General features: G+C 39.6%; 17 protein-coding genes and 2 rRNA genes (1 of these 19 cut by a window edge). 8 read left to right on the top strand and 11 right to left on the bottom strand.

All coding sequences use genetic code 11. The features are described 5' to 3' along the window. The 3 genes from IA57_RS00645 to IA57_RS00635 all read left to right on the top strand — a co-directional run. Nucleotides 1–731: ribosomal RNA gene (locus tag IA57_RS00645) — 23S ribosomal RNA — on the top strand (it extends 2090 nt beyond the left edge of the window). A gap of 149 nt (nucleotides 732–880) precedes the next feature. Next, nucleotides 881–988, top strand: a 5S ribosomal RNA gene (gene rrf / locus IA57_RS00640). Nucleotides 989–1106: 118 nt separating this feature from the next. Next, nucleotides 1107–1589 carry a hypothetical protein gene (locus IA57_RS00635; protein WP_036117886.1) on the top strand — a complete coding sequence of 161 codons (483 nt, stop codon included), beginning with the start codon at nucleotides 1107–1109 and terminating at the stop codon, nucleotides 1587–1589. A gap of 6 nt (nucleotides 1590–1595) precedes the next feature. On the opposite strand, the gene IA57_RS00630 is transcribed toward IA57_RS00635, so the two are convergent. From IA57_RS00630 to IA57_RS00590, 9 genes are all read right to left on the bottom strand, one after another. Next, the gene (locus IA57_RS00630; protein ID WP_036117883.1) at nucleotides 1596–1823 is read right to left on the bottom strand and encodes a DUF6095 family protein; all 228 of its coding nucleotides are present in this window, start codon (nucleotides 1821–1823) and stop codon (nucleotides 1596–1598) included. Continuing rightward, a complete protein-coding gene (gene murQ / locus IA57_RS00625; protein ID WP_036117881.1) occupies nucleotides 1813–2631 on the bottom strand; it encodes an N-acetylmuramic acid 6-phosphate etherase in 819 nt (272 codons plus the stop codon). Before murQ ends, IA57_RS00630 begins: the two co-directional genes overlap by 11 nt. Before the next feature lie 157 nt (nucleotides 2632–2788). Next, a complete protein-coding gene (locus IA57_RS00620; RefSeq protein WP_036117877.1) occupies nucleotides 2789–5011 on the bottom strand; it encodes an NADP-dependent isocitrate dehydrogenase in 2223 nt (740 codons plus the stop codon). 94 nt (nucleotides 5012–5105) lie between these two features. Further along, nucleotides 5106–5678 carry a pentapeptide repeat-containing protein gene (locus IA57_RS00615; protein ID WP_036117874.1) on the bottom strand — a complete coding sequence of 191 codons (573 nt, stop codon included), beginning with the start codon at nucleotides 5676–5678 and terminating at the stop codon, nucleotides 5106–5108. 668 nt (nucleotides 5679–6346) lie between these two features. Further along, nucleotides 6347–6697, bottom strand: a complete 351-nt coding sequence (gene rplS, locus IA57_RS00610; protein WP_036117871.1) for a 50S ribosomal protein L19 — start codon at nucleotides 6695–6697, stop codon at nucleotides 6347–6349. A gap of 124 nt (nucleotides 6698–6821) precedes the next feature. After that, a complete protein-coding gene (gene trmD, locus IA57_RS00605) occupies nucleotides 6822–7499 on the bottom strand; it encodes a tRNA (guanosine(37)-N1)-methyltransferase TrmD (protein WP_036117868.1) in 678 nt (225 codons plus the stop codon). A 75-nt stretch (nucleotides 7500–7574) separates the two neighbouring features. Then, nucleotides 7575–8168: a coiled-coil domain-containing protein gene (locus IA57_RS00600; protein ID WP_036117865.1), complete on the bottom strand. Its 594-nt coding sequence runs from the start codon at nucleotides 8166–8168 to the stop codon at nucleotides 7575–7577. Between the two features lie 163 nt (nucleotides 8169–8331). Continuing rightward, complete coding sequence (locus IA57_RS00595) at nucleotides 8332–9780, bottom strand: glyceraldehyde-3-phosphate dehydrogenase (RefSeq protein ID WP_036117862.1); 1449 nt, start codon at nucleotides 9778–9780, stop codon at nucleotides 8332–8334. 135 nt (nucleotides 9781–9915) lie between these two features. Further along, entirely contained in the window at nucleotides 9916–11325 is a 1410-nt protein-coding gene (locus tag IA57_RS00590; RefSeq protein WP_036117858.1) for a trypsin-like peptidase domain-containing protein, read from the bottom strand. A 224-nt stretch (nucleotides 11326–11549) separates the two neighbouring features. On the opposite strand from IA57_RS00590, the gene dapF reads away from it, so the two are divergent. From dapF to IA57_RS00565, 5 genes are all read left to right on the top strand, one after another. Continuing rightward, nucleotides 11550–12323 carry a diaminopimelate epimerase gene (dapF, locus tag IA57_RS00585; RefSeq protein ID WP_036117855.1) on the top strand — a complete coding sequence of 258 codons (774 nt, stop codon included), beginning with the start codon at nucleotides 11550–11552 and terminating at the stop codon, nucleotides 12321–12323. After that, nucleotides 12317–12850 carry a GNAT family N-acetyltransferase gene (locus tag IA57_RS00580; RefSeq protein WP_036117852.1) on the top strand — a complete coding sequence of 178 codons (534 nt, stop codon included), beginning with the start codon at nucleotides 12317–12319 and terminating at the stop codon, nucleotides 12848–12850. The genes dapF and IA57_RS00580 overlap by 7 nt, the downstream gene beginning before the upstream one ends. Further along, on the top strand, nucleotides 12840–13883 hold the full coding sequence (gene mltG / locus IA57_RS00575) for an endolytic transglycosylase MltG (protein ID WP_036117849.1): 1044 nt from the start codon (nucleotides 12840–12842) through the stop codon (nucleotides 13881–13883). The genes IA57_RS00580 and mltG overlap by 11 nt, the downstream gene beginning before the upstream one ends. A gap of 26 nt (nucleotides 13884–13909) precedes the next feature. Continuing rightward, the gene (locus IA57_RS00570) at nucleotides 13910–14797 is read left to right on the top strand and encodes a DUF2279 domain-containing protein (protein ID WP_117595832.1); all 888 of its coding nucleotides are present in this window, start codon (nucleotides 13910–13912) and stop codon (nucleotides 14795–14797) included. A gap of 108 nt (nucleotides 14798–14905) precedes the next feature. Then, nucleotides 14906–15592, top strand: a complete 687-nt coding sequence (locus IA57_RS00565; protein WP_036117845.1) for a hypothetical protein — start codon at nucleotides 14906–14908, stop codon at nucleotides 15590–15592. A gap of 7 nt (nucleotides 15593–15599) precedes the next feature. Here the strand turns inward: IA57_RS00565 and IA57_RS00560 are convergent, their stop codons facing one another. Both IA57_RS00560 and IA57_RS00555 read right to left on the bottom strand, forming a co-directional pair. Further along, a complete protein-coding gene (locus tag IA57_RS00560) occupies nucleotides 15600–16316 on the bottom strand; it encodes an SAM-dependent methyltransferase (RefSeq protein ID WP_036117842.1) in 717 nt (238 codons plus the stop codon). Then, nucleotides 16316–17719 (bottom strand): PQQ-dependent sugar dehydrogenase, encoded by a 1404-nt coding sequence (locus IA57_RS00555; RefSeq protein WP_036117839.1) that lies wholly within the window; start codon nucleotides 17717–17719, stop codon nucleotides 16316–16318. Before IA57_RS00555 ends, IA57_RS00560 begins: the two co-directional genes overlap by 1 nt. Nucleotides 17720–17724: the final 5 nt, after the last annotated feature.

Here is a 17724-nt window from a genome sequence, read left to right as displayed (position 1 = left end):
GCCAGGTGTTGTGGAGTCGTTGTTGAAATACCACCCTTTGCTTGTCTGGAGTCTAACCCTCGCCGAGGGGACAGTGCTTGGTGGGTAGTTTGACTGGGGTGGTCGCCTCCAAAAGAGTAACGGAGGCTTCTAAAGGTTCCCTCAGCACGCTTGGTAACCGTGCGTAGAGTGCAATGGCATAAGGGAGCTTGACTGAGAGACATACAGGTCGATCAGGTACGAAAGTAGAGCATAGTGATCCGGTGGTTCCGCATGGAAGGGCCATCGCTCAAAGGATAAAAGGTACTCCGGGGATAACAGGCTGATCTCCCCCAAGAGCTCACATCGACGGGGGGGTTTGGCACCTCGATGTCGGCTCGTCACATCCTGGGGCTGGAGAAGGTCCCAAGGGTTGGGCTGTTCGCCCATTAAAGTGGCACGCGAGCTGGGTTCAGAACGTCGTGAGACAGTTCGGTCTCTATCTACTGTGGGCGTTAGAAATTTGAGTGGATCTGACTCTAGTACGAGAGGACCGAGTTGGACGAACCTCTAGTGTACCTGTTGTCGCGCCAGCGGCATGGCAGGGTAGCTACGTTCGGAAGGGATAAGCGCTGAAAGCATATAAGCGCGAAACCCACCACAAGATGAGATTTCTTTAAAGGGTCGTGGGAGATGACCACGTTGATAGGCTACAGGTGTAAAGGCAGTAATGTCATAGCCGAGTAGTACTAATTGCCCGTAGGCTTATTGTACGCCTGTTCTTTTTATAAGTACAAACACTTCATGTAAACTTTTCCAGTATGTTAAGATATTTGCAGCAGAGCTGCAGTTGACAGTAAACAGGCACAGTTAACAGTAAATACTACTGGAAACTGGTTGTTGGGACTGCCAACTTAAAACTTAAGGTGGTTATAGCGACGGGGCTCACCTCTTACCTTTCCGAACAGAGAAGTTAAGCCCGTTTGCGCCGATGGTACTGCACTCGTGGGAGAGTAGGTCGCCGCCTTTTTTAGAATCCCGATCCATATTCTTGGATTGGGATTTTTTTTTGCAATAAACGTAAAAATATTAAGGCTTTTTGATGGGGGTAGGGTTGTTTGATTGGAGTTTTTTATTAAATTGCTCTTATGAACATACTTATCGCTTCAAATTTAAAAACCTTAGAGCAGCTTTCCCTTATATTAAGCGAGTTGGATGATAGTAGCCTGGCCAATCAAACGATTAAGCCTTATGGTTCTAGTATAGGCTCTCACATACGTCACATTTTAGATTTTTATAACTGCATTTTGTCTTTTGATGAAGGTATAGACTTTACCACGCGTGAAAGAGACCCAAACGTAGAGACAAGCTGTTTGGCTGCTAAACTTTATTTGGAAACCATTGTAACCAAGCTTAAAAACTTTAGTTACGAAAAGAATGCTAACGTTGTGGTTAAAGATGATTTAGGATTGGGAACGGTATCTATGGTGTATACTTACGATGCCGTATTTGCACAGGCCAACAGCCATACCATACACCATTATGCCATTATAAATTACATTATGAATGGTTTACGGTTAAGCTTAAAGGCGTCTAGGTTTGGGTACAATCCAACGACTGAAATTAAATAAGCTATTTTAGTTGAACATGCTGTCCATAATAGTTTTTAGACCTTTATAGGCAAAAAATACAGCCAAACAACAAATGGTAAAGGCAACGATTAGAATTGGAATATACAAGGGCTTTTCGGGGTTGGTAAAGCCTATATGTAGTAGGCTTGGCCCTAAAAACATGCAGATTAAAGAGATCCCCATTTTTTTTAGTCCTTTAACTAATAGCTCTTTGTTGGTTCTTTTAGTTTCCATGGTTGTAATTTTTAATTGCTAAACGAACACTTTTATATTTGTTAAGTAGGTTTTTTGCATTTTCTTTATCTATACTTAATTCTTTCATAAGCATTTTTATACCCCTGTCTACAAGTTTGTTGTTGCTAAGCTGCATGTCGACCATTTTATTGCCTTTTACATGGCCTAACTGAATCATTGTTGTTGTTGTAATCATGTTAAGAACCAGCTTTTGTGCTGTGCCAGCTTTCATTCTGGAACTACCGGTTACAAATTCTGGACCTACAACTACTTCAATGGGGAATTTAGCCACTTGGCTTAGCGGACTGTTGATGTTGCAAGTAATACAACCTGTGCTAATGCCTTGTTCGTTGCAGGCTTTTAGCCCTCCAATGACATATGGCGTTGTTCCTGAAGCGGCAATGCCAATAACAACATCCTTGTTTGACATGTTATGTGCTGAAAGATCTTTCCAGGCTTGCTCTTTTGAATCCTCCGCAAACTCGACAGCTTTTCTAATGGCTTGGTCGCCGCCTGCAATAAGCCCTATAACTAAATTGTGAGGCACGCCAAAGGTAGGTGGACATTCTGATGCATCTACAATTCCCAAACGGCCACTGGTGCCTGCCCCTATATAAAATAGCCTACCACCGGTTTTAAGCTTAGTTACCACTTGATTGACTAATATTTCTATTTGTGGAATGGCTTTTTCGACTGCAAGAGGAACTGTCTTGTCTTCGTTGTTGATGTTTGTTAACAACTGGTTTACTGACATCTGCTCTAACTGGTTGTAATTAGAGTCTGCTTCGGTTGTTTTTATAAAATCCATATTCCAAAAATACGTGATTTAATCTTAAATTGTATGGTTGTTTTATGCGTTAGTGATGGCAGCGGCATCCTCACAACGTAGTTGTGAGATATAGCGTACAGCACGACCCGCAGGGGAACGCCCAAAAAAAAGCTCCTAATAAAAGGAGCTTGAATGGTTATGCGTTAATAATGTTGTTAAATGTGTGGCTTGGGCGCATTACTTTAGCGGTTAATGCGTCGTCTGGTTCGTAATAGCCGCCAATGCTAGTTGGTTGCCCTTGTACGGCATTAAGCTCGGTTACGATGGTGCTTTCGCTTTCTGAAAGCTTTTTGAAAATAGGGGCGAACTCTGTTTTTAATGCAGTGTCTTGCTCCTGATTTGCCAAGGCTTCTGCCCAATACATGGCCAGATAAAAGTGGCTGCCACGATTGTCTAATTCGCCAGTTTTTCTAGAAGGCCCTTTTTTGTTTTCTAAAAGTTTTTCGGTTGCTTTATCTAGGGTTTCGGCAAGAACTTTAGCTTGACTGTTGTTAAATGTTTCGCCCAAATGCTCTAGGGATACGGCCAAGGCTAGGAATTCGCCCAAAGAATCCCAACGCAAGTGGTTTTCTTCTAACAACTGTTGCACGTGTTTTGGAGCAGATCCTCCAGCGCCCGTTTCGAATAGCCCACCGCCATTCATTAACGGTACGATAGATAGCATTTTAGCACTGGTACCAACTTCTAGTATAGGGAAAAGGTCTGTTAGGTAATCGCGTAATACGTTTCCTGTTACAGAAATGGTGTCTTGTCCTTTTTTTATTCTTTCTAGGGTGAAATTAGTGGCTTGAATGGGCGAAAGGATTTTTATGTCCAGGCCATTAGTATCGTGTTGTGGCAAGTAGGCGTTTACTTTTTTGATGAGTTCGGCATCGTGGGCACGGTTTTCGTTTAGCCAGAAAATGGCAGGTGTTTGTGAGGCTCGTGCTCTAGTTACTGCTAATTTTACCCAATCTTGAACTGGAGCATCTTTGGTTTGGCACATACGCCAGATGTCTCCTGCTTGAACGCTGTGTTGCATTAATACATTTCCGGCATTGTCGATAACTTTTACGGTTCCGTTTTCGCCAATTTCGAAGGTTTTGTCGTGAGAGCCATATTCTTCGGCTTTTTGAGCCATAAGGCCTACGTTTGGAACAGTACCCATAGTGGTAGGGTCGAAAGCGCCATTTTTCTTACAGAAGTCTATGGTTGCTGTATAAATGCCTGCATAGCTACTATCTGGAATGACTGCTTTTGTGTCTTGGGTTTTTCCTTGGGCATTCCACATTTGTCCAGAGTTACGGATCATTGCTGGCATAGAAGCATCGATAATAACATCGCTTGGGACATGTAAGTTTGTAATGCCTTTATCTGAGTTTACCATGGCTAGGTCTGGGCCGTTTTCGATAGCCGTTTCAATAGCGTTTAAAATCTCGTTGCGTTTGTTGGCAGGGAGTTCGTTTACTTTGGCAAGCACATTTCCTAAGCCATTGTTTTCTTCAACACCAATCTCATCGAAGATTTGGGCGTATTGATTAAACACATCGGCAAAGAATACTTTTACGGCATGTCCAAAGATAATAGGATCCGATACTTTCATCATGGTGGCTTTCATGTGTAGTGAGAACAGTGTCCCGCTTGCTTTGGCTTCTTTTACCTGTTCTTGTAAAAAGTTTACCAATGCGGTTTTGCTCATGACAGCACCATCTATAATTTCGCCTTCTAGAATAGGGAATGAAGGTTTTAAAACGGTTTCGTTACCATTGTTGTTAACATGTACAATTTTTATGGTGGTAGCTTCTGGCAGGGTTACCGATTTTTCGGTATGGGCAAAATCGCCAGCCTGCATGGTTGCTACATGCGATTTAGAGTCTGGATTCCAAGCGCCCATGCTGTGGGGATTCTTTTTAGCGAAATTCTTTACCGCTTTAGGAGCGCGACGGTCTGAGTTTCCTTCGCGGAGTACAGGGTTTACTGCACTTCCTTTAATTTTATCGTAACGTGACTTAATATCTTTTTCGCTATCGGATTGTGGCTCTTCTGGGTAGTTGGGCACATTAAATCCTTTTTCCTGAAGTTCTTTTATTGCTGCTGTTAATTGCGGAATAGAAGCGCTAATGTTAGGCAGCTTAATAATGTTTGTTTCAGGTAGCTTTACCAACTCTCCAAGGGTAGAAAGCGCATCTTCGATTTTTTGATCCTCGTTAAGGAACTCTGGAAAGGTTGCTAATATTCTTCCTGCTAATGAGATGTCTTTGGTTTCTATATTAATACCAGACGATTTTGTAAACGCCTTAACAATAGGTAAAAATGAATGTGTTGCTAATGCCGGAGCTTCATCGGTTTTGGTATAAAAAATAGTTGGAGATGTTGCCATTTTATATAAAATTTTGTGACGTTAGATTAGTTTTTTATTTCGTTCTGCAAATATAGTAAAATCAAGTAGTTTGGGCTTGTTGTTTGTGAAGCATTTATTCAATTTGGATGTCGTATGATTCTAGGAGTCCAAATAATTGATCTTTTGAGAATTTTGCTTTTTTAATTCTGTTGTTCTCGGGGTGGATGTTGTAGTTTATGGCCGTTGTTAAATCGCTTTTTTCTAGGTTGGTGTTGTTAAATATCGCGAATTTTAAATCGCAATTAGCGAGTATGGCTTTAGACAAGTTGGCGTTGGTGAAATCTGTTTTTACCATGCTGCAATCTATAAAAGAGGTTGCTGTTATGTTTAAGTTTAAAAAGGAGGCCAATTCTAAATTACAACCGTTAAAGCTAAAGGCCAGCAGAAAGCTGTTGCAGTTATTAAACTGTAGGCCGGTTAGTTTGCAACCGATAAACTTAACGCTATTAAAGCTGGTATGCACCACATTACAGTTGCTTAGGTTACAATTTATAAAGCTGCATTCCAGAAACACATTGTTGCTAATGTCTGAGTTGGAGAAGTCGCAATCGTAAAATGTGCAATTGTCGTATTCGGCCTTTGTTAGTTTGGTTGTGGAGTAGTTCTGGTGTTTAAAATCCTGCTCTGAAATAAAAGGTAAATCCATTTTTTTTAGAAAAGCTCAAAGGTAAAAAACAAAAGCCATATCATTGTAGAGATTCTACCTTGACATGGCTTTCTTCGAAATAGTTACTACGTGACCTATTTAGTTTTTACTAAATCGACCGACGCTTAACACATGTTAAACGCGTTCTTTTCAATTCAAGTTTCACTATTTCAATGAAACACATTGCAACTTTCAAAATGTATTGACTTGAAGCACTATGTTTCGATAAATTGTTTTTCTTGATACTTTGTTTTTAAAGTTTCACTTGCGTGTTACTCCTGTTTCAAAGCATTGCTTCCTACTTAACCTTTACTTTCATTTCTGTTACCTTCGGAAACTTTCCACTTGTCTAGTAGTATCTGCCGTGGCAGTACTTTTCAAGCTTCATGGTTTTTTAACTGCCATATGCCTACACATACTGTTTTAAAACCTCAAAAAACAATTATAATAAAGAACGATCTTTATATCAACCGAACTAATCTAACTATTTTCAAGTTAGCATAACTGGATAGTTAATGTTCAATTGTCCTACTAATATACGACAGAATTCCGTAAAAAGCAAGATTTTCAACCGTTTATTTATCAACAGTTTACGAACTTTTTTATTCACAAAACGGCATAAAAAAAGCCTTGTAAAAACAAGGCTTTTCAAAGTTATTAACTGGTTATTAACGACGAACTTCTTTAATTCTCGCTTTTTTACCAGTAAGACCTCTAAAGTAGAAGATTCTAGCTCGACGTACTTTACCTCTTTTGTTAACTTCAATTTTTTGTAAGGCAGGCATGTTAATAGGGATAATACGCTCTACACCTACGGTACCAGACATTTTTCTAATGGTGAAAGTTTCGGTGGAACCGCTACCTCTTCTTTGTATTACAACGCCTCTAAAGAACTGTGTACGAACTTTTTCGCCTTCTCTAATTTCGTAATAAACTGTAATGGTGTCTCCAGCTGAAAAATCTGGGAAATCTTTTTTAGTGACAAACTCGTCTTGTACGTATTTTACTAAAGATTCCATGGTTAAATATTTTTTATAGTGTTATATCGAAGTAACATTCACGATTTTCGCCAGAGGTTAATCCGAAATTGGCTGCAAAGATAATTAAAAAGTTAAAACATAGAGGCTAAAAAAACAAAAAAAATTAGTCTTCCAATAAATCTGGTCTGCGCTGCTCGGTACGTTTATAGGCTTGGTCTTCACGCCATTTTTCAATTTTTGGAAAGTTTCCGCTAAACAAGATTTCCGGCACTTTCATGCCTTTGTATTCTCGAGGTCTTGTGTAAATGGGTGGCGCTAGTAAATTGTCCTGAAACGAATCGGTTAGGGCAGAGGTTTCGTTACCCAAAACACCGGGTATTAACCGTATTATAGCATCGCACAAAACAGCGGCTCCCAGCTCTCCGCCAGAAAGCACATAGTCGCCAATAGAGATTTCCTTGGTGATAAATTGATCTCTTACCCGTTGGTCTACGCCTTTGTAATGGCCACAAAGAATAATAATATTTTGGTGTAGCGATAGTTGGTTGGCTATGCCTTGGTTAAGGCGTTCGCCATCTGGGGTCATGTAAATAATGTCGTTGTAATGGCGTTCTGCCTGCAGTTTGGAAATGCATTTGTCTATGGGCTCAATCATCATAACCATACCGGCACCTCCGCCAAATTGATAGTCGTCAACCGATTTGTATTTATCGGTTGTATAGTCTCTTAGGTTGTGAAAGTGCACTTCTACCAAATTGGCATCGATGGCGCGTTTTAGTATAGAGGCTTCAAAGGGGCTTTTAAGGAGTTCGGGTAAGACGGTAATAATATCGATGCGCATGACTTCTTCGGTTTGGTCTAAAAAAAAAATCTGTAAGCGAAATTACAGATTTTTAATGGTATTTAAACAGAAAGTTTATCCGTTGTTTCGTTGTTTGTTTATTTCGTCTTGAAGTTGACGTCTTACTTTTTGTTCCCTTTCTAGGGCACGTTTTCTGTGTTCTTCAAATTCTTCTTCAACCTCTGTGAGCGATTTTCTGGCTTCGCGTGTAACGGTATTGCTATTCTTAAACTTGTAAATGAAGAAAAGCAGGCAGGCAAGTAGCCCAATAATAATAGACCACATAAGGGTATTGTAGCTGCTCTTGCTCATTTGTAGTCCAAAGAGCGCCATGTTGTTTTTCTCTTCGTTGGTTTTGTCTAAAGTGCTTTGGGTGTTGCTTAGGTTGGTGTTTAATTTTTCGATGTCTTTAGCTTGGCTGTCTATGGTAGCTAGGTTTTTATCCAGCTTTTCGTGCAGCGCTTTTAAAGAGTCTAAGGTGTGGGCTTTTAAGGTGTATAGCCAGTGTTTTTTTACAACTTTAAAATCTTGGTAGCTGTTGGACTTTCTAATAACATATTCAAATTGGTTGTCGATGGTCCCGCTGTTTAAAGACAAGCCTTCATCTTCTTGTGCGTGTAATGAAAAGGATAAAACGCTAAGGAAAAATAAAAACGTAAAAAATTTCATGTTAAATCTTGTTGCTTTTTGGTGTGTTTTTGCTAATGTAATAAATAAAACCCAATGGGTAATTTATAATAAAGGAAAAAGCCCTGCAAGCAGGACTTTTTCTATATACGGATGAAATATGAATTTAGATTTTAAATAGCTTAAAAAAGCTAAATTCTAACCATTAATAATAGGTATGGCGTCTTACTTTGGCAATGTATTTTGCCAAGCGAATTACTTGGTGGCTATACCCATATTCGTTATCGTACCAAATGTAAAGCACAACGTTCTTACCATCTTCCCTTACAATGGTGGCTTTGCTGTCATAAATAGAAGGTGCAGAGCTGCCAACAATATCGCTAGATACTAACTCGTCGCTTAGTTCGTATTTAATTTGCTCGACCAAGTCGCCTTCTAGGGCGTATTTCTTTAAAATGGTGTTTATGCCTTCAATAGATGTTGGGTTTTCCAATTCTAGGTTTAATATGGCTAACGATCCATTTGGTACAGGAACACGAATGGCATTGGATGTAAGTTTGCCTTCTAAACTAGGAAGGGCTTTAGATACGGCTTTACCAGCACCTGTTTCTGTAATAACCATGTTTAAGGCTGCTGCACGACCACGACGGTACTTTTTGTGGAAATTGTCTACTAGGTTTTGGTCGTTGGTATAGGCGTGAATGGTTTCTAAATGCCCGCTTTTTACACCAAACGAATCTTCCATTACTTTTAATATAGGTGTAATGGCATTTGTGGTACAAGAGGCGGCAGAGAAAATATCAATCTTATCTGGATCGTTCTCTAGGTGGTTTACACCGTGTACAATGTTAGGAACATTTTTACCTGGTGCTGTTAGCAATACTTTATCTACACCTTTTGCATTTAGGTGTCTGGCTAGGGCTTCATCATCTCTAAAAGCACCGGTATTGTCGATAACCAAGGCGTCGTTAATACCGTAAGCGGTATAATCGATTTCTTCTGGAGCATTGGCAGAAATCATGTTAACCGTAGTACCATTAATAATTAGAGCTTTGTTCTCTAGATCGGCAATTACGGTTCCTGGAAATTCGCCATGAACAGAGTCGTTGCTTAATAAAGAAGCTCTTTTCTTTAAGATTACTTCATCAATACTACCTCTGGTAACAATGGCTCTTAGCCTTAATTGGCTACCTTTTCCGGTACGGGTCATTAATTCCCTTGCTACCAAGCGGCCTATTCTACCAAAACCATAAAGGATAACATCTTTAGGCTGGATGGCTTCTTCTTTATTAGCATCTTTTAATTTGTCTGCTATAAAGGCTAGTGCATTGTTGTATTTTTTTTCTTCTAAGTGGTATTCGTAAGTAAGTTTTCCTATATCTAATTTTGCAGGAGGTAAGTCTAAAGTTTGAATGGCTTGAGCAATTTCAACCGAATCGAAAATTGAAATGGGTTTTTGCACAAACTCACAGGCATACTCATGCAGGTTTAGGATTTGGCTAACATTTCTGTCGATTAATTGGTTTCTAAAAAGAACCAATTCAATAGATTTGTCGTACCAAAGGTCGCTTACAATCTTAATAAATTCAACTGTAGCTTTTCTTCTGTCTGCTTGAAAAGCCAATTCGCTTTCATAAGTTCCGTTAAGACTCATTTTTAAAAGTTTAGTGTGTTGTTTTTGATTTGAAAATTTGATGCAAAAATAATGTTTTTAAAACGTTTTCGTAAGGTTTTTTTAAAATAAAACCCTTCAAGAGATTGAAGGGTTTTGTTTTTCTTTAAGTACGGCCTATCGCCAATAGAAGGTTTCTTTTTTACCGTATTTATTTATAATCTCGAACTTTAGCGGTTCGTTATAGGCTTTATTTTCAATAATTTGCTTGGCAACGTCTACATCGTTAACGTCTTTGTCGTTAATGGCGGTAATAATGCTGCCTGTTTCTACGCCGTTAGATTTCCAGTTGCGTTCGTATCTGGGGTTTAGTTGTGAGATTTTAATGCCTTTTGAGAGGTTGAGTTTTTTCAGTTCTTTTTCGCTGGCATTTTTAACACGTCCAATGATAGGCAGTATTGCTGTTTGGTTTTTAACCAATTTTACAGGAATGATTTCTATGTTTTCGTTAGCGCGAAGTAGGGTAACGTTAATAACATCGTTAGGGCGCTTGGTGCTTAAATAGCCTTTTAGATCGGCAAATTTTGAAATTTGGATGTCGTCCAGTTTTTTAATAACATCGCCTTTTGCAATTCCTGCAACATCGGCTCCAGAGCCCATTTCTACCTCGCTAACATAAAAGCCTTCGGAAGTAGATACTCCAAACTCATCGGCATATTTGCTGTTTAACGAAATGCCTGAAACACCAAGAATACCGTTTTGCACATTGCCAAACTCCATAATATCCTCTACAACCTTACGTGCAATATTGCTTGGTACGGCAAAGGAATACCCAATATAAGAACCCGTTTGCGAGGAAATGGCTGTATTTATGCCTACCAAATCTCCATTAGCATTTACCAAAGCACCTCCGGAGTTTCCTGGGTTTACGGCGGCATCGGTTTGAATGAAGGATTGGTAGTTTTGTCCAGAAAGATCTCTGGATTTAGCACTAATAATCCCGGCGGTAACCGTAGAGGTTAAATTAAAGGGGTTGCCCACGGCCAAGACCCACTCGCCAATTTTGGCTTGGTCCGAATCGCCAAACCTAATAAAAGGAAGCTCGTCTTCGGCTTCAATTTTTAAAAGGGCAATGTCTGTCTTCTCATCAGAGCCTATTAATTTGGCCTCGTAAATTTTATTGTCGTTTGTGGTAATAGAAATTTGCGATGCCCCATTAATAACGTGGTTGTTAGTAATAATATAACCGTCTGGAGAGATAATAACGCCACTACCGGTGCCTACTTGGGCCCGTTGCGAGCTGCGGCCAAACATTAAATCCTGCAGTGAGGTTGGCCCAGAAACTATAGCAGTGTTTTTAACGTGTACAACAGCATGTACGGTTTTGTCTGCCGCTTCAATAAAATCTGGCGACTCGGCAAAGTTGTATGCTTTTGTTACGTTGTTTGATGTAGGAAGAAAGCTAGGGCGATCTTCTGTTTCGGCAAGGGTTAAAGGCGTTTCTTTTTCAATAAAAACTTTATATGCAGTAAGTGTGATAATACCTCCTAATGCCGATACTAAAACTAAACTGGCTAATTTTTTCATATACGATGTATTTTTTTGTTTTAATTATGTAACGATTAAAATTAAATAATTATTGGCTGTTGTATTTTTTTGTTAACGATTTTTAACGCAGGTTTTAACGTGTGTTAACATCATGTGGGTGTTGCACGGTTTAAGCGAGCCTATATAAAAACTCAATTTTAAGCTATTATAGCTTGCGTCCCTTCGTTTTTTTTGACATTAATATTTTTATATTTGCCAAACGTATGGCAATACAATTCTATAAATATCAAGGAACGGGAAATGATTTTGTGATGATTGATAATCGTCGCTTAAATTTCGACAAAAACAATACCAAACTGGTGGCTCAAATGTGCGATAGACGTTTTGGTATAGGGGCAGATGGGTTAATTTTATTGGAAAATCACGATACGGCAGATTTTAAAATGGTTTACTACAATGCAGATGGCAACCAAAGCAGCATGTGTGGTAATGGAGGTAGGTGTCTTGTTGCTTTTGCCAAACATCTTGGTATTATAAGCAACACGGCTATTTTTGAGGCCGTAGATGGTATGCACCATGCAAGTATAAAAGATCATTTGGTAGAGCTTCAAATGCAGGATGTATCAGCGGTTAAAACCCATGAAGGGTACGTGTTTTTAAATACGGGATCGCCACACCATGTACAACTGGTTAACGATTTAACTGAGTTTAAGGTTAAAGAAGAAGGCGCAAAAATACGCTATGGTAGTTTGTATGGTAACGAAGGCAGTAATGTTAATTTTGTAACAAAAGTATCTGAGGACACCTTTAGATTACGTACATATGAGCGTGGTGTAGAAGACGAAACCTTATCTTGTGGCACCGGGGCAACTGCTGTTGCGTTGGCCATGCACCATATAGGGGAAACAGAGCATACACTAATAAGCCTTCAGGTTGAAGGTGGCCAGGTACAGGTGTCGTTTAACAAAACGGATGCTGGTTATAAAAACATTTGGCTTATTGGCCCAGCAGAACAAGTTTTTACAGGGGAATGGTAACACTTAAGGGGACACATATTTTTTTAAGAGCTTTAGAGCCCGAAGACCTCGAGTTTGTTTTTAATATTGAAAACAACGAGGACATTTGGGAGTTAAGCCATACCCAAACACCATATTCGCGCTACCTTATAAAAACGTATTTAGAGAACGCGCATAAGGATATATATGAGATAAAACAGTTAAGGCTGTTAATTTCCAACCAGAATAATAAAGCTGTTGGTTTAATAGATTTGTTCGATTTCGACCCTAAAAATAATAGGGTAGGTATTGGTATTTTAATCAAGTCGGAGACCGATAGACAAAACGGCTATGGGAGCGAGGCCCTTTCGTTGTTGCTTAATTATTGTAAAACCCATTTGGGAGTCCACCAAGTATATTGCAACATTTCTGAAGATAATAATGCCAGTTTAAACCTGTTTAAAAAGCACCATTTCGAGGTTGTTGGTATAAAAAAAGACTGGAATTTGGTAGGCGGTCAATACAAAAACGAATATTTACTACAATTACTATTTAATAATGTACATTAAAAAAATCTTGTGGGCCATAGCTTTAATAGGCCTTATAGCCGTGGCTGCTTTTTCATATTACGTGTATTCGGTCATGCTAAAGCCCAACACGGCTTTCAATAACGAAGCCGCTTATATTTATGTGCCAACCGGGGGAACTTACCACCAAGTAAGGGAGCAATTAGAACCCTTGTTAATCAATATTGATAATTTTGACGCCTTGGCAAAACAAAAAAAGTATACGACTAATATTAAAGCAGGAAAGTATGCGATTAAAAAGGGCATGAATAATAACGATATTATCAATTCTATTAGAAGCAAAAATATCCCAATTCGCGTGTCTTTTAACAATCAAGAGACCTTGCCAAAATTAGCCGGGAGAATTGCACAGCAAATAGAAGCCGATAGTGTGTCGTTAGTAACGGCATTAACAGACAGCAGCTTTCTTAAGAAACAGAATTTCGACAAGCACTCGGCTTTGGGGATGTACATTCCTAACAGCTATGAGTTTTTCTGGAATACTTCCGCAGAAGATTTTCGTGATAGAATGCTAAAAGAATACAACCGTTTCTGGAACAGTGCTAGAGTTAATAAGGCCAAAACCATAGGGCTAACCCCCAAAGAAGTCATGACTTTAAGCTCTATAGTTCACGAAGAATCTAAGCAAGCCAGCGAACAGCCAAGAATAGCGGGCGTTTACCTGAATCGCTTAAAAATAGGAATGCCCTTGCAGGCAGATCCTACATTAAAATACGCCGCATATCAATTACCAGAATATCAAGACACGGTTATTAAACGCGTATTAAACAAGCATAAGGAAATAGCATCTCCTTACAACACGTACAAGTATGCAGGTTTGCCGCCAAGTTTAATTGCCATGCCAGACATAACAGCCATCGATGCTGTGTTGAATTACGAAAAGCATGGCTATCTTTATTTTGCTGCCGATGCAGAACGGCTGGGGTACCATAAATTTGCCAAAACCTTAAGCCAACACAATGTTAACGCAAGGGCTTACCACAGGTACTTATCGTCTCAGGGTATAAACAGATAAACGTGAAACGATTAAGGGGAGTTTTTATCGCGTTATTGGCAACATCTTGGTGTTTGGCCCAAACCCCATCTAACCTAGAGTTGTTTTTTAAACCTAGCGATACCCTAAATAAACCAAGAAGAAACGGTGTAGTGATTACCGAGGTTTCTTTGGCATCTGCTACCTTGGTAGGTTTAAACCAATTGTGGTATAAAGATTATCCTAAGTCTAAATTCCACACCACAAACGATAATGCCCAATGGTTGCAAATGGACAAGTTGGGGCATGTATACACGGCTTACCAAATGGGTGCACTAGGGGCAGATCTTTTAAATTGGAGTGGCGTTTCAAAAAAAGACCAACTGCTCTATGGAGCAACATTGGGGTTTACGTTTTTAACTGCTGTTGAAGTTTTTGATGGGTTTTCTAAAGCCTGGGGATTCTCTTGGGGCGACATGGTTGCCAATGCTGCAGGGACAGGGCTGTATGTTTCGCAAGAATTGCTGTGGGACGAACAGCGTATAGTTATGAAATACTCTTTTCACCAAACAAAGTATGCTAAAATGAATCCTGAAAAGCTGGGAGACGGTCTTGCCGAAAGGTTATTAAAGGATTATAATGGCCAAACATATTGGTTAAGCTTCAACGTGCAATCGTTTGTAAAATCGAATGCAATACCAAAATGGTTAAATGTGGCTGTTGGGTATAGTGGCGAGGGTATGCTAACTGGTGTTCACGATTCAGATCCGAGGTTTTATAACCAAAATAGAAGCCGGCAATACCTGCTAAGTTTGGATGTTGATTTGAGCAGAATTAATACAAAATCTCATGTGTTGAAATCGATATTCGGTATTTTTAATACGATAAAAGTACCCCTGCCAACTGTGGAGTTCAACGATAAAAATGGCATAAAGCTACACGGAATCTACTTTTAAAAACACTTAAACGACTAATTTTCAGCATTTAAAAAAAAGTCATATCTTTGCACGCTCAAATTTCAAGGTAAATTTAATGTTAATGATTTGCCTTAAAAATTTAAAGTTATGATAAAAAATATTGGAAGTCATTTAGCATTATCGCTTACAATATCTTTATTGTTAATCGGTGCGTTTTGTTTTAACAAAACAATTGAACCTAACTCATCTAAAAACATAAGCATGGTGCTTAAAAGCACTACGGCTTTGGATGGGAAACCTGTAGCAACAAGTTTAGAAATTTCACCAGTCCACGAACCTGTTGAGGTATTTACACCAGAATTAGGCAAGACCTTTGTTGGTTTTAAAGAAGCTTTGGGCTTTAAAGAGTCTGGTGGAGATTATTTTATTGTTAACGATTTTGGTTACTTAGGGAAATATCAATTCGGAAAAGAAACCCTAAAACTAATTGGGGTGTACAATCCTACCTTATTTCTTAAAACGCCAGAGTTGCAGGAAAAGGCCTTTATCGCAAATGCCTCCCGTAATAAATGGATTTTAAGGAAAGACATTAAGCGTTTTACCGGAAAAACCGTAAAGGGTATTCATATTACAGAGTCTGGTATTTTAGCGGCCGCACATTTAGCAGGTCCAGGAAACGTAAAAAAGTTTTTACGAAGCCATGGCAACTATGCCTTTTCTGATGCGTTTGGCACAACAATAAACCATTACATGAAAACGTTTTCGGGCTACGATACGTCAAACATTAAAGCCAACAGAAAAGCCAAAGTGGTGTTTAAAAAGCGAACGGCTTAAAAGTCATTTAATTTTTGTAAATAATAAATAGTGCAGGCCTTTTATGTAGGTCTGTGCTATTTTTTTTCCACGCACTTACGGGTTTTGTTCTAATGTATTCGGTAGGGAGTGTAATATCGCAGGCAACACAAACCAAGGTGTCTGGGTTTAAGGCTTGGCAAATATCTTCCAGCATTTTATTATTTCTGTAGGGCGTTTCTATAAAAAGTTGCGCTTGGTGGTGCTTGTGTGCTAATTGTTCTAAGCGTTTAAGTTCTTTTTTTCGTTGGCTTTTGTCGATAGGAAGATAGCCGTTAAAAGCAAAGTTTTGGCCATTCATTCCTGAAGCCATAAGGGCTAGAAGTATGGACGAGGGACCAACCAGAGGAACCACCTGTATGCCTTTCTCGTGTGCTATTTTTACCACATCGGCGCCAGGGTCTGCAATGCCCGGGCAACCGGCCTCCGATAGCAGTCCCACAGGCTCGCCTTTTAAGCAAGGTTCTAAAAATGCAGGCAAATCAAGAGGATCGGTAAACTTGTTTAGCTGAAACATGGTAAGCGCTGCTTGTTTTTTACTAGGGGTTATTTTTTTTATAAACCTACGGGCAGTTTTTTCGTTTTCAACAATATAATATTGAACCTGTTCTATAATTTTTTTTACAGAAATGGGCAATACTTCCAAAGGGGCATTGTCGCCCAAAGTTGTAGGTATTAAATAAAGTTTGCCTAAATGTGATGCCATTATTTAATGATTAGCTTATGATGTTGTTTGTTGTTGGAGTGGGTTGTAATTTCAACCAAATATAACCCACTTTTTAAGTTTTCAACCGATATTTCCTTATTGTTTTTAGTAATGGTATGCGTGCTCACTTTTTTTCCGTAAACAGTATATATATTTAAGGTATGTGTGTTAAGGTGTTTGCCCGAAATGGTAAGCGTATTGGTTGCCGGATTGGGGTAAATATTAAAAGATGTATGTTCGTTAGGGGGGGGAGTACTTAAATTATTGTGTACTATTTTATAGATGTTTCCAGAGCTTATTCCAGCAAGGTATAACTCGCCATTAGCATCTTCTCCAAAGGCCGTCCAGTTGTTGCCGCTAAAAGGCGGGGTAAAGGTCATGTTCCAAGCGCTTCCATCAAAAGTAAGTATGCCAATTTCATTACTGCAATAATCGGCAAAAAAGTACCAGCCTTGCATGTTGGGGTAGGTGTTGCCCCGGTATCTATACCCACCGGTAATCGAGCATTTAAAAAGGCCGTCGCCCGAGTGCGTGTATTGGGCAATAGGAAACATGAGCGTGGTGCTGCTTGGGCAGTTGCCAGTGGTGTTGTATGTTTGGTCGCCTTCGTAGCAGCGCCAGCCGTAATTTACCCCTGCGCTAGTTATGGGCGCCATGTTAATCTCTTCAATGTTATTTTGTCCCACATCGGCAATCCATAAATCGCCCGTTTGCCTATCAAAAGAAAACCGCCACGGATTTCGTAACCCGTAGGCCCAAATTTCGGGTAGTGTATTGCTGTTGTTATCGTTTGCAAAAGGATTATCGTTTGGAATGCTATAAGGGCTGCCATTGTCGACATTTATTCGTAACATTTTTCCTAAAAGGGTGTTTAGGTTTTGGGCTCGATCTTGAGGGTCTCCTCCCGAACCGCCATCGCCAGTAGCTATATAAAGGTAACCATCATTTCCAAAGGCCATATTGCCCCCATTGTGGTTGGAATAAGGTTGGTTTATGGTAAGTAGCACGCTACCGCTATTGGCATCTGCCACATGAGGGTTTGCAGCCGAAACGCTGTATCTCGCTATGGTTGTGTGGCCGTTGTTATTGGTGTAGTTTACAAAAAAATAACCGTTGTTGGTATAGTTGGGGTGAAAGGCCAATCCCAACAGCCCTCTTTCACCACCACTTAAAATAAGATTACTTATGTCTAAAAATGGTGTGCTGTTTATGGTACCGTCTTGGTTTAAGATTTTAATACTTCCACTTCGCTCTATAACAAACATGCGATCGTCGCCCGCATTGTGTAGTCCAATAGGGTTTGAAAACCCTGAAGCAAATAACTGAAGCTCTATATCCTGAGACATGCTTGAGGTGCTAAACAGAACGCTTAAAAAAAAGGCGATAAGGAATGGTTTTTTCATAGTAA

This window comes from Mangrovimonas yunxiaonensis (assembly GCF_000733475.1).
Lineage (GTDB): Bacteria > Bacteroidota > Bacteroidia > Flavobacteriales > Flavobacteriaceae > Mangrovimonas > Mangrovimonas yunxiaonensis.
Note: the sequence above shows the minus strand (reverse complement) of the source record. Positions and strands in the feature narration are given on the sequence as shown.

Excerpts from the sequence above, each read along its gene's own strand:
- IA57_RS00635 (WP_036117886.1), top strand. The coding sequence starts at position 1,107 with ATGAACATACTTATCGCTTCAAATTTAAAAACCTTAGAGCAGCTTTCC.
- IA57_RS00630 (WP_036117883.1), bottom strand. The coding sequence starts at position 1,823 with ATGGAAACTAAAAGAACCAACAAAGAGCTATTAGTTAAAGGACTAAAA.
- murQ (WP_036117881.1), bottom strand. The coding sequence starts at position 2,631 with ATGGATTTTATAAAAACAACCGAAGCAGACTCTAATTACAACCAGTTA.
- IA57_RS00620 (WP_036117877.1), bottom strand. The coding sequence starts at position 5,011 with ATGGCAACATCTCCAACTATTTTTTATACCAAAACCGATGAAGCTCCG.
- IA57_RS00615 (WP_036117874.1), bottom strand. The coding sequence starts at position 5,678 with ATGGATTTACCTTTTATTTCAGAGCAGGATTTTAAACACCAGAACTAC.
- rplS (WP_036117871.1), bottom strand. The coding sequence starts at position 6,697 with ATGGAATCTTTAGTAAAATACGTACAAGACGAGTTTGTCACTAAAAAA.
- trmD (WP_036117868.1), bottom strand. The coding sequence starts at position 7,499 with ATGCGCATCGATATTATTACCGTCTTACCCGAACTCCTTAAAAGCCCC.
- IA57_RS00600 (WP_036117865.1), bottom strand. The coding sequence starts at position 8,168 with ATGAAATTTTTTACGTTTTTATTTTTCCTTAGCGTTTTATCCTTTTCA.
- IA57_RS00595 (WP_036117862.1), bottom strand. The coding sequence starts at position 9,780 with ATGAGTCTTAACGGAACTTATGAAAGCGAATTGGCTTTTCAAGCAGAC.
- IA57_RS00590 (WP_036117858.1), bottom strand. The coding sequence starts at position 11,325 with ATGAAAAAATTAGCCAGTTTAGTTTTAGTATCGGCATTAGGAGGTATT.
- dapF (WP_036117855.1), top strand. The coding sequence starts at position 11,550 with ATGGCAATACAATTCTATAAATATCAAGGAACGGGAAATGATTTTGTG.
- IA57_RS00580 (WP_036117852.1), top strand. The coding sequence starts at position 12,317 with ATGGTAACACTTAAGGGGACACATATTTTTTTAAGAGCTTTAGAGCCC.
- mltG (WP_036117849.1), top strand. The coding sequence starts at position 12,840 with ATGTACATTAAAAAAATCTTGTGGGCCATAGCTTTAATAGGCCTTATA.
- IA57_RS00565 (WP_036117845.1), top strand. The coding sequence starts at position 14,906 with ATGATAAAAAATATTGGAAGTCATTTAGCATTATCGCTTACAATATCT.
- IA57_RS00560 (WP_036117842.1), bottom strand. The coding sequence starts at position 16,316 with ATGGCATCACATTTAGGCAAACTTTATTTAATACCTACAACTTTGGGC.
- IA57_RS00555 (WP_036117839.1), bottom strand. The coding sequence starts at position 17,719 with ATGAAAAAACCATTCCTTATCGCCTTTTTTTTAAGCGTTCTGTTTAGC.